This window comes from Hymenobacter fodinae, from assembly GCF_004745825.1.
GTDB classification, from domain to species: domain Bacteria; phylum Bacteroidota; class Bacteroidia; order Cytophagales; family Hymenobacteraceae; genus Hymenobacter; species Hymenobacter fodinae.
Map to the genome: position 1 here is coordinate 1,561,835 of NZ_SRLA01000001.1, position 15,534 is coordinate 1,577,368.

Annotated in this window: 11 protein-coding genes; 3 read left to right on the forward strand and 8 right to left on the reverse strand. The window is 60.5% G+C overall.

Annotated elements, in window-relative coordinates:
• Positions 1-6: 6 nt before the first annotated feature.
• Positions 7-1,212 carry a helix-turn-helix domain-containing protein gene (locus tag EU556_RS06650; protein WP_135432350.1) on the forward strand — a complete coding sequence of 402 codons (1,206 nt, stop codon included), beginning with the start codon at positions 7-9 and terminating at the stop codon, positions 1,210-1,212.
• Between the two features lie 92 nt (positions 1,213-1,304).
• Here the strand turns inward: EU556_RS06650 and EU556_RS06655 are convergent, their stop codons facing one another.
• The 6 genes from EU556_RS06655 to EU556_RS06680 form a co-directional block, all read right to left on the reverse strand.
• Complete coding sequence (locus tag EU556_RS06655) at positions 1,305-2,588, reverse strand: DUF3570 domain-containing protein (protein WP_135432352.1); 1,284 nt, start codon at positions 2,586-2,588, stop codon at positions 1,305-1,307.
• A 74-nt stretch (positions 2,589-2,662) separates the two neighbouring features.
• Positions 2,663-2,908 (reverse strand): DUF4266 domain-containing protein, encoded by a 246-nt coding sequence (locus tag EU556_RS06660; RefSeq protein ID WP_135432354.1) that lies wholly within the window; start codon positions 2,906-2,908, stop codon positions 2,663-2,665.
• The gene (locus tag EU556_RS06665) at positions 2,905-3,990 is read right to left on the reverse strand and encodes an FAD:protein FMN transferase (protein ID WP_167855482.1); all 1,086 of its coding nucleotides are present in this window, start codon (positions 3,988-3,990) and stop codon (positions 2,905-2,907) included. The genes EU556_RS06660 and EU556_RS06665 overlap by 4 nt, the downstream gene beginning before the upstream one ends.
• A gap of 4 nt (positions 3,991-3,994) precedes the next feature.
• Positions 3,995-4,447: a thioredoxin family protein gene (locus tag EU556_RS06670; protein WP_135432358.1), complete on the reverse strand. Its 453-nt coding sequence runs from the start codon at positions 4,445-4,447 to the stop codon at positions 3,995-3,997.
• 139 nt (positions 4,448-4,586) lie between these two features.
• Positions 4,587-5,804 carry an efflux RND transporter periplasmic adaptor subunit gene (locus tag EU556_RS06675; RefSeq protein WP_135432360.1) on the reverse strand — a complete coding sequence of 406 codons (1,218 nt, stop codon included), beginning with the start codon at positions 5,802-5,804 and terminating at the stop codon, positions 4,587-4,589.
• Positions 5,805-5,866: 62 nt separating this feature from the next.
• Positions 5,867-10,246 carry a CusA/CzcA family heavy metal efflux RND transporter gene (locus tag EU556_RS06680; RefSeq protein ID WP_135432362.1) on the reverse strand — a complete coding sequence of 1,460 codons (4,380 nt, stop codon included), beginning with the start codon at positions 10,244-10,246 and terminating at the stop codon, positions 5,867-5,869.
• Positions 10,247-10,758: 512 nt separating this feature from the next.
• Between EU556_RS06680 and EU556_RS06685 the strand changes: the two genes are divergently transcribed.
• Positions 10,759-11,424, forward strand: a complete 666-nt coding sequence (locus EU556_RS06685) for a response regulator transcription factor (RefSeq protein WP_135432364.1) — start codon at positions 10,759-10,761, stop codon at positions 11,422-11,424.
• The gene (locus tag EU556_RS06690; protein WP_135432366.1) at positions 11,425-12,822 is read left to right on the forward strand and encodes a sensor histidine kinase; all 1,398 of its coding nucleotides are present in this window, start codon (positions 11,425-11,427) and stop codon (positions 12,820-12,822) included. It abuts the gene before it with no gap.
• Here the strand turns inward: EU556_RS06690 and EU556_RS06695 are convergent.
• Both EU556_RS06695 and EU556_RS06700 read right to left on the reverse strand, forming a co-directional pair.
• Positions 12,819-14,048, reverse strand: a complete 1,230-nt coding sequence (locus tag EU556_RS06695) for a glycoside hydrolase family 88 protein (protein ID WP_317128703.1) — start codon at positions 14,046-14,048, stop codon at positions 12,819-12,821. The genes EU556_RS06690 and EU556_RS06695 overlap by 4 nt on opposite strands.
• Before the next feature lie 227 nt (positions 14,049-14,275).
• Positions 14,276-15,451: an alginate lyase family protein gene (locus tag EU556_RS06700; protein ID WP_245327459.1), complete on the reverse strand. Its 1,176-nt coding sequence runs from the start codon at positions 15,449-15,451 to the stop codon at positions 14,276-14,278.
• Between the last annotated feature and the right edge of the window lie 83 nt (positions 15,452-15,534).

Consider the following 15,534-nt stretch of genomic DNA (forward strand, 5'->3'; position numbering starts at 1 on the left):
GCCACTATGCAGCTGCCGCTTACGCCTCTGGTTGTTGTTCTGTTTGCCGTAATAGCGCAGGCGCTGTTTGCGGCTGGGCTGCTCTGGTTTGCGCGGCAGAACCGGCTACCCAGCCGCTTTCTGGCCCTGCTCATGCTCAGCATTGCGCTGTGGCTGCTCGATGGCTTTTTTCGGGTGGCTAACATTTATGGGCAAAACCCCAACTGGTATTTCGCGCCCATTTATTACTCCCTGGCGTTTGGGCCGCTGCTGTACTTCTACGTCAGGAGCCTCGTAAATCATGAGTTTCGGCTGCAGCCGCGGCACTTCTGGCACTTTGTACCGGTGCTGGCGCAGGCGTTACTGTATGGGTGGCTGAGGCTGCAGACCTACGAAACCCGCAACTGGTTTTGGCAGCACGTGCACCGGCCCTACACGTACCGCTTGGAGTTTCTGGGCACCTGGCTGTCGTTGGTGGTGTACCTGGGCCTGAGTTTGCGCCTGCTAGGCCAGTACCGCCGCTGGCTGCTCGACAACTTCTCCGAAACCTCGCAGTTGCGCCTGCAGTGGCTGCGCACGTTACTAGTGCTGGTGGGCGTGGTGAGCGTACAATGGCTGCTGGAACTGGTGCTACGCGAGTTCTTTGACCTCTACTACACCTACGATTACTCCACGGAACTTCTGGGAATAGTGGTGTTTCTGATTGGGGTAGTAGGGCTGCGGCAGGCTGATATGCAGGCAGTGAATTTCCAGCCCGAAATGGCCTTGGAAGAACCTGCGCAAAGCACACAGCCAGCCTACGTAGCAACACCAACTCCGGTATTGCCTGAAGCTAGGCCAGTCGAGAACCAATTGGTAGAAGCCCCCAGCACAACCGAAGCCGCCCCGAAGGCTGCCGTGGATGAGGCTGCTATGGCGCGCATCAGGTGGGCGCTGGAAGAAGAAAAGCTTTACCTCAACCCCACACTCACGCTGGCTGAACTCTCCGCGCATACTGGCCTAGCGCCCCGCCTGATTTCCTTCACCGTCAACCAGGGTTTCGGTCAGTCTTTCAACGACCTGGTAAACGGTTACCGGGTTGAAGAAGTGAAGCGTCGCCTGCGCACCCCTGATGCGCACCGGCTCACGCTGCTGGGCATTGCCCTGGATAGCGGCTTCAATTCCAAAACCACCTTCAACCGCATCTTCAAGCAGTTCACCGGCTATGCCCCACGTGATTATCCGGTGGGTTAAGCTTGTTCTGGTAGCGCGCCTCACCCCCTAACCCCCTCGCCCTCGGAGAGGGGGTTAGGGGGTGAGGCGCCAAGGTTGGAACTAGACCGCCGCTACGGCATAGTAAACGACAAATCGGCGCTGATGAGGTTAGCGGTTAGGCCGGTGGTTTGACGGTAGTAGGCGTAGCGCAGATCGAGGGCCTTAAACTTGGCCACGCGCCCTCCGAGGGGTGTTTTGAAGCGGCCAATGCCGTACACCGGCGAGTAGCGCAGTCCTAGGCCTAGCTTATTGGCAGAGAAGCCCGCCAAGTCGTAGTCGGAGGTGTAGTACTCATCGAACACGGAGTGCTGTAGATAGGGCGCGAAATACTTGGCGGCCGTTTGGGTGTGGAAGCGGTAGAAAGGGTACAGCACAAAGAAGGGCGTCACCTTTACCGGCGTTTCCAGCTCCAGGGTATGGGCCGAGATGCCGAAGTTATCGTTGTAGAAGCGGTAGTAGCTGCGCAGTTGCACTAGGTCGGTGGCGTAGTAGTTCAGGCGCAGGCCCACCGGGTATTTGTAGCGCTGCCGGGGCAAGCGCTCCGTTTTGGCAGTGCCTAGGGCCTCGCCCGTCTCCCGGAAATACACCCTGTGAAATGGCGTGCTCAGCAGCCCCCGCTGGGCCACCAGCTCCGTGCTCAGGGCCAGCTGCAGGCGCTGGGTAAGCACCTGGGAGTACACCACGTTCAGGTTGAAGCTTTGGCGGGTATCGAAGCCCGAGCCGTGTTCCTGCCCCCCGCCAGCGTGCAGCTCAGCAGGTAAAATCAGGGTGGCGCGGTCGAAGAAGGCCTGGCCGGCCACGCTCAACTCCCGGTTGCCATCCAGGGAGGCATGCGCCCAGGAGCCCGTCAGGTTGAAGGACAGATAGTCGTACTCCTTAGAGAAGCCTCCGCCCACCCCCACAATAGTGCGTTTGTCGGCCAGTTGGCGCGAGTAGCCCAAGTCTACGTGATAGCGCGCATCGTGCGAGGAAGGCGACGAAAGCACTTGGTCAATGCGGTCAGTAGATGCCGAGGCGTAGTAATCGACGCCCACGTTGGCCGACACACGCGTAACCGAGTCGAGGGGCACGTTCAGGATGATGGTGGGCGTGAGGTCGGTGAGGTACTGGGTGCCGCGGCCGCCCTGCACGGCGCCATGGTCGCCATCCTGCTGGTAGTAGCTGGAAAGAATGTTGACTTCGGTTTCGCCGTGGCTGCTGGGGTCGGGCGGACTCGGAGCCGTGGTATTAGGAGCGCCGTAGCCATCGACGCGGTTGGGCACGGGAGTGGCCTGCGCCCAAGCCAGCGCGGGCAGCAACGCCAGCAGGGCTGCGGCCGCAGAGCGCTGCGAGAAGAGGTAGAAACCAGAAAGCATAAGGAGGGGAGGCTGTGGGAGACGGACGGGGAGAAGGTCGAGTGGCCTAGCGAAGCAGAAAAAGCGGAACGTGGCTAATTACAGCCGCAGCCCCCGCCTATTTTGCCACCGTTAGCGCCGCCGACTCCTTCGCGGTAGCTCTCGAAGTTGGTTTCATACACCTCAATACGCTTGTTGGCCAGCTTCATATCCTCATCGTTGAGGTACATTTTCTGGTAGGCCGCCACCGACACGCAGCTGCTGAGGCCACTACTACCTAACAGCACCAACAGGCCTAGTACTGCCCGCGCACGCGGCAATGAAATTGTAGAGTAACTCATGGCGTAGGGGCCGCAGCGGCCTGCGGTGTTTGAGTGGAGTAATAATTAATGGCCATACCTCGGGAAGTGAGCGTGCGGCCTTCGTTGGTAATCAGGGTGCAGTCAACGCCCTTTAGTTTGTTGATGAACGCCAAACCTTCCTCCGGCCCTTTCACGAACACCACTTCATCCAGGCCGTCGGCCAACTCCACATCGGGGCAGATGATGGTGACAGAGCGTAGGCCCGTGGCCGGATAGCCGGTGTGCGGGTCGATGATGTGGCCGTAGTATTTGCCCTGCACCGTGAAGTACTGCTCGTAGTTGCCAGCAGTCACCACGGCCACGTCGGTTACGCTCAGCCACGAGGAAACCGACTGCGGAAAAGCCGGGTCGCCGATGGCAATGCGCCACAGGGAACCATCACCCTGCCACCCCCAGCACGATACGTCGCCCGAGCCGTTGATGAGGCCGCCCTGAATGCCCATCTGCCGCATCAGGGCCTGGGCCTTGCGTACGCCGTAGCCCTGCAGAATGCCCGCCAGGTTCATGCGCATGCCCTTTTCCTGCAGCATCACGGAGTGGGTGGCGGGGTCGAGGAGTACCTTCTTATAGTCGATGCGGGCCACGGAGGCCTTTACTACTTCCGGGGCCGGAAGGCTGGCGTGCTCTTTCCGGTCGAACCGGTAGATTTTCTCGCCGCCGGCAAACGTGATATCGAAGGCGCCGTTGCTCAGGGCCGAAAGCTTCAGCGTCCGCTGAATCAGGTCGTACACTTCCTGCTCAACCACCACCGGCTTGATGCCCGCTTGGCGGTTTACCTGAGTGATTTGCGAAGTAGAATCCCAGTAAGAAAAGAGCCGGTCGATGCGCTGCGTTTCCCGGATACCGGCCCGAATGGCGCGCCAAGCCAGCGAATCATCGGCCGAGACGGCCGTGAATGTGAAGTGGGAGCCCATCACATGGGCATTGCGAGTGAAGTTCCGGGCCTTCGGGCTGGCCGGAGCCTGCGCAACAGCGGCCCCGGCGGCAAGTAGCAGCCAGCCCAGTAACAGCACCCAGAACAACGGGCCACGAAGCGTAGCGGGAGAAAAACCGATACGCATACCCCTAGCGTTTAGCGAGCAGCTGCGACAGATAGGCATCGTAGGCAGCGGGCCCGCCGGGGCGGTAACCGGTTTTAGCCAGCACCTTTCCTTCAGGGGAAAGCAGCACCACAAGCGGGAAAGAGCCCTCTTTATTGAGTTGCGCCGCCGCTTCTTCGTTGAGCTTGGTCTGCTCGGCCGGGAGCTTGTTTTTCTTGCTGCGCGGAAAGTCGAACCGGGCCAGCACAAACTTATCCTGGGCGTATCGCTGGAACTCCGGCTGGTCGAACACTTCCTGCTTGAGCATGATGCAGGGCTTGCACCAGTCGGAGCCCGAAAACACGGCCAACACGGGTTTGTTGGTGGCTTTGGCCTGTTGCAGGGCCTGGGTAAGGTTGGCATTCCAGGTAACCGCTAGGGTCTGGGCCTGACTGCGGCTGAGCAGTAGGGAAAAGAGGAAAACAAACAGGTAGCGCATAGAGGGGAGGGCAAAAGGTCGTGATTAAAACCAGATTAAAACACAACCCGTTCCCCCATACGGCGGCGCTTATTTTTCGGCGGTTTACAGCTCTAAATTTTTCGCCACCAGCGGCTAGGTCACCCGTGCTGCCTGCTTTTTATTCGTCGCCGCCCTGCCCCTTGGCCCGTTCGGCATCCAGAAAGTAGGCGCCCTGCCGAACCAGCCGAGTGGTATCGGGAATGGGGTCGAGGGGGGTTACGGCTACGTCGCCGTGGGCCGTGGCGCCGGCACGAATTTTCACACGCCGGAAGGTGGCGGTGCTGTCGGAAGCCTGGGTTTGTACGTAGGCGTAGCTCAGCTCCCCGGCCTGAATTATAGCATCTTCGGGCAAGGTGCGGGCCTTTTGTCCGGCCGTCTGGATGCGGGCGGCCACGTACTGTCCGGGCAGCAGCGTTTCGGTTTCGGGGCCTTCGAGGTGGGCGTGTACCGTTACCGTGCGGGCATCATTCTCAAAAGCTTTGCCCACCAAGAACACCCGGGCGCGTAGGATTTCCTGGGCCATCTTCCGGCTGGGCACCGTGAACAGGATACTCTGGCCTACCCGCACCCGCGCCACGTCGCGCTCAAACACTTTAAGTTGTAGGTGCAGGTCGGAGCGGTCAACTATTTCTACCAGCACATCCTGCGGGTTCACATACTGGCCGGGGTTGGTGCTCACCGTACGCACATAGCCAGAAAGGGGGGTAGTGAGGCTCACGGTGGGCTGAATGCGGCCCGAGGCAGCCAGGCGCTCGGCGGAGATATTCAACTGGCCAAGCTGAGCGGCCAAGCTGCGCTGGGTAGCCTGCTCGGTGGCGTAGTCGGCCTGGGCTTGCTGGAGCTTGCGTTTGGCGCCCACATCTTCCACGTCGAGAATGCGCTGGCGCTCCAGTTCCTGGCTCAGGAAGCGCACCCGGGCCCGGCTTTGCAGGTAAGCCTCCTGGAGCTTGATATAGTCGGGGTGGCGCAGCACGGCCACGGTGGCGCCCTTCTTCACGAATTGCCCCGGTAGCACCTGCACCTGCTGCACGTAGCCGCCCAGCACCGCCGAAATAGACACCAGGTTCTGCGGGGGCACATCTACCACGCCGTTGGCCTGCACCTCTGAGGACATGTTCTGGCGCGTGAAGCCCCCCAGCGCAATGCCCGCTGCCCGCGCCTGCGCCGCCGAAATCGTTACCTGGTCGGGGTTAGCGGGAGCTTCGGGCGTTTCGGGGCGGGGCGGCGTAGCGCCTTTGGCCTCCGGGGAAGCCCCCTGTTTACAGCCGGCAAGGCTGGCAGCCAGCAGGAGGGAGGTCAGCGGAAGCGAGAAAGAAGGCGAAAGGAGAAACTTCATGGAGCCAGCCCCAGCGGGCAGGATAAACGTGAAAAGAAACAGTGGCCTAGCAACAGATGCCGTTACTCATCGGTGCCCGCCAAGGCTTGCAGACCAATAACTACCTCGTTGTACTGGCGCACTTGGTCGAGGTAGGCCTGTTGGATTTGCCAGGCCGGCTCGGTATTCACCACGTAAGTAACGTAGTCGATGTCGCCGGCGCGGAAGCTTTTTTCGGCCGTAGTCAGGATGAGGCGGGCCTGGGGCAGGGCGTCGCGCTCGTAGTAAGTGAGGGAGGCGCGGGCCCGGCGCAGTTGCTGGCGCAGGGCAGCTTGCTGGCCCGTCAGCTGGGTGGTGGCGTAGGTCAGTTGGTTGTCGGCGGCTTGCTCACCCAAGCGGGCGGCGGCAATGCGGGCCTTTTGCGCCCCGCCCAGCAGCGGCACCGAAAGCCCCGCCTGCGCCACCTGAAATCCTTTTTCCTTGTTGATGCTCTGGTTGAAGTAGCCCACGCGCACATCGGGGAGGCGGCGCAGTTGTTCCACCTGGGTCTGGCGCTGACTCTGGGTCAGTTCCTGCCGCAACAGGCTTAGGGTGGGGTTAGAGTCGGAGGAAAGGCTGGCGGTATCAGCGGCCGATAGCACGGCCACGGCGTTTTCGGTGGTATCGATGCGGGTGGGCGCAGTGCCGAGTAGGAGGGCTAGTTGCTGCTGCTGCACGGCAATGGCGGTAAGCGTGTTGGCCAACTGGTTCTGCAGCTCCCGCGAGCGGGCCTCGGCCGATACCTGCTCCAACCGGTTAGTTTCACCTACTTGATACCGGATTTTTGCGGCCCGGGCGGCGCGGCGGTACAAGCTATCCTGGCGGCGCAGTAGGGCGGCGCGGCGGTAGGTGAGCAGCAGCTCGTAGTAGGTACTGCGAATGTTCTGGCTGAGCTCCCGGCGCTGCACCCGGCCGCGCTGTTCTGCCGTGAGAGCCTGACTTTCCAGCAGACGGCGCTGGGCCGCGTACACGTTGGGCAGCGAGGTCTGCTGAATTACGTTGAAGCTCTGGTCGGTAAGCGGCCCCGAAATCTGGCCCCGCTGGTAATCGAGCACAGTACGCGGAATATCGTAGCCGGTGCGGGTGAGGGCGCGCTGCTGCTGGGCCTGCAACGCCGACGACTGCAACGACAGGTTTTGCCGTAGGCCAGTCTGCAAGGCTTGCTGCAGCGTGAGCGGAGAACCCACGGGTGCTGTCGGTGCTGAAGGGACCGTCTGCGCCTGGCCTAGTACGGGCAAACCCAACAGCGCTAGCACTACACTAAGCGCTACCACTGGCCTAGCGGGCGATCCATCTGGTGCGGTGGGTGCGGTTGGTGTCGCATCGGCATCATCAGAGGTGAAGAAGGTGTAGAGCACCGGCAGCACCAATAGGGTAAGCAAGGTGGCCGTAATCAGCCCGCCAATTACCACCGTAGCCAAAGGCTTCTGCACCTCCGCGCCGGCCGAGTTGCTCAGTGCCATGGGCAAGAAGCCTAGCGAGGCCACGGAGGCCGTGAGCAAGACCGGCCGGAACCGCTCGGCGGTGGCCCGTAGCACCCGTTCGCGCACGTTGCGCACGCCGGCATGAGCCAGCTCGTTGAGACTGGCTACCAGCACAATGCCGTTGAGTACGGCCACCCCAAACAACGCAATAAAGCCCACGCCCGCCGAAATACTGAACGGCATCCCGCGCAGCCACAGGGCCAGAATACCCCCGATGGTAGCCAGCGGAATACCCGTGAAAATCAGGGCCGCCTGCTTCACGGAGTTAAAGGATAGGTACAATAGCAAGAAGATGAGCAGCAGGGAGATAGGAACTACCACGCTTAAACGGGCCTTGGCCTGCTGCAGGTTCTCGAAGGCCCCGCCGTACTTGATGCTGTAGCCCGTGGGCAGCTTCAGGCTGGCATCGAGCTTGCCCTGAATTTCCTGCACCAGGCTCTGCACGTCGCGGCCGCGCACGTTTACGCCAATGTTGATGCGGCGGCGCGCATCGTCGCGCGAGATTTGGGCGGGGGCGCTGCGGTAGGCCACCGTAGCAACTTCTTCCAGCGGCACTTTCTGGCCTAAGGGCGTATCCACGTACAGATTGCGTAGGTCGCCGAGGCCTTGGCGGCTGGTGCTGTCGAGGCGCAGAACCAGGTCGTAGCGCCGCTCACCTTCGTACACCTGGCCCGCCACGTCGCCCGCGAAGGAGGAGCGCAGCAGGGTGTTCAGGTCCGACACATTGAGGCCATATTGAGCCAGTTTCTGGCGGTCGTAAGTGACGCGCAGCTGGGGCAGGGCCGCAATCTGTTCCACTTTCAGGTCGCCTACCCCTTCCAGGGGACGAATGAGGGCGGCGGCCTGAGTGGCTTTCTCAAACAGCACAGCCAGGTCCTCGCCGTAAATCTTGATGCTGATATCCGATTTCGCGCCTGAAATAAGCTCATTAAAGCGCATTTGAATGGGCTGTTGAAACTCCACGTTCACGCCGGGGATGTTAGCCAGGGCCTCGTTCATCTTGCCCGCCAGCCCCTCCCGCGAGTCAGCCGACGTCCACTCGCCCTGGTCCTTCAGCACTACAATCTGGTCGGAATCCTCGAACGACATGGGGTCGGTGGGGATTTCGGAAGTACCAATTTTACCCACCACTTGCTCTACCTCTGGGAATTTCTGGAGCAGAATCTGCTGCACTTTGGTGGTGGTAGCAATGCTCTGGCTCAGTGAGGAGCCCGGCGAAAGCGTTACGTTCACGGCAAAGTCGCCCTCATCAAGCTGGGGAATAAACTCGCCGCCCATGCGCCAAAACAGCACCCCCGACAGCGCCAACAGGCCTAGGGCCAGCGCCACCACGGCCCCGCGCATCCGGAGGGCGCCCTGAATCAGGGGCTCGTAGCCGCGCAGCAGGAACTGCATGATGCGGTGGGCCAGGGTACCTTCTTCCTTGATATCCTTGCGCAAGGCCCATGCCGACACGGCCGGCACGTAGGTGAGGCAGAGGAGCATAGCGCCCACAATGGCGAAGCTCACGGTGAGGGCCATGGGCCGGAACATCTTACCCTCAATGCCGGTGAGGGCAAGAATGGGGAAGTACACAATCAGGATGATGAGCTGCCCAAACAGGGCCGAGCGCATCATGCGGGTGGCGGCCGTTTCGGCCACCTGGTCCATGGTTTCGTGCTCCGTTTCCTGCCGGAAGTGCACGATGTGGAAGATCATGGCTTCCACGATAATCACGGCCCCGTCCACAATCAGCCCGAAGTCAAGGGCGCCCAGACTCATGAGGTTGGCCGACACGTCAAAAGTGCGCATCATGCCCAGGGCAAACAGCATGCACAGCGGAATCATGGAGGCCACTACCAGTCCCGCCCGGAAGTTGCCCAGCAGAATCAGAAGCACCAGAATCACGATGACGCCGCCCTCAATTAGGTTTTTGGTGACGGTGTGAATGGCTTTGTCGATAAGCTTGGTGCGGTCGAGGAAGGGCACCACTTCTAGGCCAGGCGGCAGGGTTTTTTCGATTTCCGCTACACGCGCCTTCACGCCCTTGATGGTTTGCTCCGAAGAGGCACCCTTGAGCATAAGCACAATACCGCCCACCGTTTCGCCGCCGCCGTTGCGAGTCATGGCGCCGTAGCGCATGGAGTGCCCGAAGCGCACCTGCGCCACATCGCGCACCAGCAGGGGCGCATTCTGGGCGGCCTGCTTGATAACGATGGTGCCCACATCATCCAGCGACGACACGCGGCCCTCGCCCCGGATGAAATAGCCATTGCGGCCGCGCTCTAGGTAAGAACCGCCGGTGTTGGCGTTGTTGTCTTGTAAGGCCTGAAACAGTTCCGGCATAGTCACGCCGGCCGCATTGAGCTGATCGGGGTTTACGCTAACCTCATACTGCCGCACGTAGCCCCCGAAGCTGCTCACGTCTACCACGCCGGGCACGCCGGCCAGGGGGCGCTTGATAAGCCAGTCCTGCACGTCGCGCAGGGCGCTAAGGGAGTACTTGTCTTCGTAGCCTTTCTTGACGTGGATGCTGTACTGATAAATCTCGCCTAGGCCAGTTGTGATAGGTGCCATTTGGGGGGCGGCCCCAGTGCCCAGCTCGGCCTGAGCGGTGGTGAGCTTCTCGGCCACCAACTGGCGGGTGCGGTAGGTGTCGATGTCGTCTTCAAACACCACCGTAATCACCGAGAGCCCAAACCGCGAAATGGAGCGAATTTCCGTCACGCCGGGGATGGTGCGCAGCTGCAGTTCCAGGGGCACCGTGAGCAGCTGCTCCACTTCCTGGGCCGCTAGGGCCGGGCTCTGCGTGATAACCTGCACCTGGTTATTGGTGACGTCGGGAATGGCATCGAGGGGCAGGTGGGCGGCCGAATAGCCGCCCCAGCCCACCAACGCCACCAGCAGCAGCACCACGAACAGCTTGTTATGAATGCTGGCCGCTATGATTTTTGAAAGCATCGAAAGTCGGTTTTGCGTCCGCAAAGAACGCAAGCTCAGCCCAGGCGGGTGGCCGCAAGCACCTTAAGATTTCCTTAAAATCACCGTGACGACTGGTTGGGCACTATCATCAACGCCCAATAAGCAGTAGGTTCACAGCCTGAAAACAACGGCCTAAGCTAAGATTAGAGCCTAGTTCCCCTCCTTAGATAGGGAGGGGTTAGGGGTGGTTGACTACTCGTTGTTTAGCCTGACTGTCATGTCGAGCCTGTCGAGACATCTCGCGTGCTGATGTCGCGGTAGTATTCGTCATGCTGAGCTTGTCGAAGCATCTCTACCGGTTCGTTGAGTTAGCCCTAGGCCAGTGGATAGCCAACGGTAGAGATGCTTGGACTCCGCTCAGCATGACGTTTTAGAGTGGTTGTTCTAGGCCAGTCAACCACCCCTAGCCCCTCCTTATCTAAGGAGGGGAACTAGACTTTAGCTTCTAGGCCTGCTAACAGTTGCCTTTCACTCATCGATAAAAGCATCCTATGCGCATTCTGGTCATTGAAGACGAGCCCGGCATTGCCCGATTTCTGAAGCAAGGCCTGGAAGAAGAGGCCTACGCCGTGGAGGTGGCCGACAACGGCCTTGAGGGGTTGGCGCGGGCCTTGGAACAGGCCTACGACCTGCTGCTGGTAGATTGGATGCTGCCCGGTCTCTCGGGCTTAGAGGTATGCCGTCAGTTGCGGGCCGCCCAAAACCATACGCCCCTATTGTTTCTCACGGCCAAGGACACCGTGCAGGATACCATTGCAGGTCTACAGGCCGGCGCCAACGACTATATCAAGAAGCCTTTCCACTTCGAGGAGCTGCTGGAGCGCATCCGGGTGCAGCTGCGGCCAGCGGCGGGTCCGCCCGAGCGGTTCACGGTGGGGCCCATTGCGCTGGATGTGGCTACCCATCAGGTGTTCCGCGACGATGAGGAAATTGCCCTGACCCAAAAGGAGTTTGCCCTGCTGGAGTACCTACTGCGCCACAAGGGCAACGTGTGCCGCCGGCAGAGCATTATTGAGCAGGTCTGGGACATTCACTTCGAGTACAATACCGGCGTGATTGACGTGTACATGAACGCCCTGCGCAAGAAATTGCGCCTCAGCAAAGACGAAGATTACCTGCAAACCATCCGCGGCATTGGCTATGTCGCCCGCGACTAAATGGCTCTCACGTTCAAAAACCGCATTGCGCTGCAGTATACCCTGGCCACCGCCGCGTTGGTGGCCGTGGCCTACGCGCTGGTGTTTCTGGTGGTGCGGCAGCAAGTGTACGCCGGCCTCGATGCCCGCCTGCGCTTTGAGGCGGCTAAGCACAGCCGGGAGCTGAGCATTGTGGGGCACCGGATTCAGTTTGCCCACCGCGGCGAGTGGGAGGAGCGGGAGCACCGCGAAGTAGACGTCGACCCTATTTTCTTGCAGATAAACGATTTGTACGGCCACTTGCTCGACCGCTCGCCCAACCTCAAGGCCGACCAGTTGGTGTTTGACCCCAAGCAGGCTGAGCAGCGCTTGCTCAACCTAGAGTTGCGGGGAAAAGCCGTGCGGCAGGCCCAGGAAACCATTCTGCGTAATGGGCAGCCAGTGGGCTACGTGGTGGCGGCCATTTCTTCGGAGGACGCCCAGCACGTGCTCAGCAGCCTGGGGGTGGTGCTGCTGCTCTCATTCCCGGTGGTGCTGCTAGGCCTGTTTGGTTGCGCGCGGGTGTTGGCGGGGCGCAGCATCGCGCCCATCAGCGAAATTACAGCCACCACCAACCGCATCACCCGCAACAACCTCACTGAGCGCATTGCCTTACCCGCCCGCCCCGATGAGTTACACACGCTGGCCACCGCTATTAACGGGTTACTGGCCCGCATTGAGCAGGCCGTGGAGCGGGAAAAACAGTTCACGGCCGACGCCTCCCATGAGCTGCACACTCCCCTGGCCGTGCTTAAGGGCACGCTAGAAGTGCTGGTGCGCAAGCCTCGCACCGCCCCCGAATATGTGGAGAGCATCACGCTCAGCATCAAAGAAATTGACCGCCTGACCCAGCTGGTGGACCAACTCCTCCTGCTGGCCCGCTTCGACGATGCGGGGCAGATGACGGTACGCCGCCAGGAGCTGTCAGTAGTAAGCGCGGTGCACGAGGTGCTCTACCGCCTCCGCTCAGAGCTGGGTGCTAAGCGCATTCGCGTAGACGTGCAGGACCACGCTACCCAGACCGTAGCCTCTGACCCGTTCATGGTAGATCTGATTCTGGATAATCTGCTGTCCAATGCCGTGAAGTACTCGTCGGCCGGCTCCGCTATCATCATTGGACTGACCGACTCGGAGGGTGGCCTACGGTGTACCATTACCGATGCCGGCATTGGGATTCGGGCCGAGGATCTGTCGCGCATTTTTGACCCATTGTACCGCTCCGATGCCCTGGCTCACAAGCACATCGGAGGCACTGGCCTAGGCCTCTCTATTGTGGCCAAGGCGTGTACGTTGCTGGGGATTCAGCTTTCCGTGGATAGCACGCTAGGCCAGGGTACCACATTTACGTTGCTGTTTCCGGCGCAGCACCCGGAGGCCTAGCGCAACGACAACGGCTTGCCGGCAGCCAAACTGCGGCGGCGCAAAAAGGCTTCCATGAAGTAATAATCAGCATAGATAATAGGCACGTCGATTTCGCTGTTGGCGGGCTTGTGACCGGTGCTGTGCAGGAGCAGGAAGCCGCGGCTGCTGCCAGGTTTGGCGGTGTAGTGCTTGCCCAGGCTGTCCATGATTTTATCGGCCGAGCGACGGTATAGGTCCGCACTGGCTGGGCTGTAGGTGCTTAGCTCATAGAGTGCTGAGGCCATAATGGCGGCGGCAGAAGCATCGCGGGGTTCATTGGGAATGCCGGGGGCATTGAAGTCCCAGTAGGGCACCAGGTCTTTGGGCAGGTTGGGGTGGTTGAGGATGAAGCGCGCGACTTGCTCGGCCTGAGCTAGGTAGGCTTTATTTTTGGTTTCGCGGTAGCACATGGTGAAGCCGTACAGCGCCCACCCCTGTCCGCGCGCCCACGCCGACTCATTAGCGGCGCCCTGGTGGGTGGTGCGCTTTACCACGCTGCCCGTCAGCGTGTCGTAATCTACCACGTGGTAAGAGCTAAAATCGGGGCGGAAGTGGTTAGCGAGGGTCTTGTTGGCGTGGCTGACGGCAACCTTGTAAAAGGAGGAATCACCGGAAAGGCGAGTAGCAGCGAACAGCAGTTCCAGGTTCATCATGTTGTCGATGATGACGGGGTAGCCCCAGGTTTCGCGGTGGTGGTCCCAGGAGCGGGTGGCGCCCACTTTGGGGTTGAACCGAGTGCTAAGCGTGCGCGCCGCCTGCACAATTACCTCGCGGTAGGCCGCATCCTGGGTAAGGCGGTAGCCGCTACCGAAGCTGCAGTAGATTTTAAAACCCACGTCGTGGCTCGTAACGTCGAGCTTCTCACGCTCAATATTGGCCGTGTAGGTTCTAGCAGCCGTCTGCCACTTGGGCTGGCCCGTCGCCTCCGACAGCAGCCATAGGTAACCCGGGAAAAAGCCGCTGGTCCAGTCCTTGGAAGGCACCACGGCCAACTCTCCAGCGGGCGTGAGCGAGCGGGGCGAAACCGGCGGAAGCTTGCCCGGCGCCGCGGGCTTTTGCTGCACCGCGAGTGGTACTTGCTCCAGCATGAGGGTGGCCTGCTTTTCAGCCAGCTTGAGCGTCTTCTTAGGTAGACTCGACTGGCCTAGGGCTGGAGCCGCGAGCAACGACAGGAGGCCAAGGCCTAGCGTATGAAGTTTCATCATGGATGGGCTGTGGTGGGAAGGAACTAATGCGGCTTGTGAGACCTGCGAAGTGGCCTAGCGCGCGGAGGAGAGAAGTAGAAATTGGGGGCTCTTTAAGCAGTAGTCCGTCACACTGGGCGAAGCCGAAATACCTCCACCACTTTGTTGCAGAGGCCTAGGCCAGCAGTTAGCGGTAGAGCTACTTCGGCTGAGCTTATCATGACGGTATTTACTGGTGATAGTGAGTGCTATGGCAACCAAAGTAGGGGGTGGCGGACGGGGAGGTTACGTACAACTTCGGGTACTGCGGGCTGGTGGTCGAGGCGCTGCCAGGTGGCAAACCACTCTGGATTGCCAAACTGCACGGCGCCTAACACCAGAAAGGGCTGCGCTACTGGCCAGTTTTCCCAGTACATGACGTCCTGAAGGAAGGGCCAGGCAGTTTTGTCTCTGACGTAAGGATAGAGGTACTCAATGCCCCGCCGAATGCCGCGACCGTCAGCAGTCTGGTAGGTCCAAAGGTTGTCTTGGGGCGTGCTCAACATCTGACAGATCATCGTCATGGCGTCGAGGTTGAAGAGGGAGTAACCGTAAGGCTTGGTGCGCTTGGTTTCGAGGGGGAAGGAACCATCGGCGGCCATTTGGGAGGGGAGGAGCACAGTTTTGTACCGCTCGCGGCAGAACGTGAGCAGCTCCTGATTGCCCGTGAGGCGCGCAAATGCGGCCACCTGCATCACCCAGCACGTGCCGTGGTTGTTGGCCGCCCGCATCTCGTCCTGGCCGTACGGGTGGGTGGTGAGCCAAGTCAGGTACTGCGCAAACCAGCTCTTGATTCCGGCCACATCATTCACCCCTAAAGCCGGCTCCAGCACCAGCACGCCCTGCGCTACTTCTAGCAGCTGAATGGTATCGATGATGCCAATGCCGCGCCCGGTAAAACGACCGGAAATAGCCTGAGCATAGAGCAGGGAGGGATTCATCAACGTGGCCGGATCAATGAACCAAGCTCGCAGGTGCACTAGGGCGTGGCGCGCGTACTGTGCATCGTGAGTGAGCTGGTAGGCCGAGGCCAGGGCCCCAATGATGCGGCTGAACCGAATCATGGCCAGCCGGTGAGCCACAAAGTTGTCGGGGTTGGTTTGACCGTCGCGCTGCACGTAAGGGCCCGCGGGGTTGGCGGGGTCGGGCCACCAGTAGTCGCCTTCGGAATAAAAGTCGTGGGGGCCACCGGCGCTGCGCGGAGAGCGGGTACTGGTCACGGTTTCAGGTTCTTGTTGCAGGGCCCAGGCCGCTTCTGCCAGTACCTGAGCACGCAGCACCGCCACCGCCTGCTTCTGCAGTTTCCGGCTAGGCCTATCAGCCCGAGCCACGAAGCACCCAAGCAGAAGCAACAGAAGGAAAACGACCTTGGGGTTCATCGACATGGTGCGGGCCTCTGTTTTAGGGCATGAGGATAGGTGTAACTGACAACCGTTATTTATTCAGCCCACCAAACTGAACTTGTCGA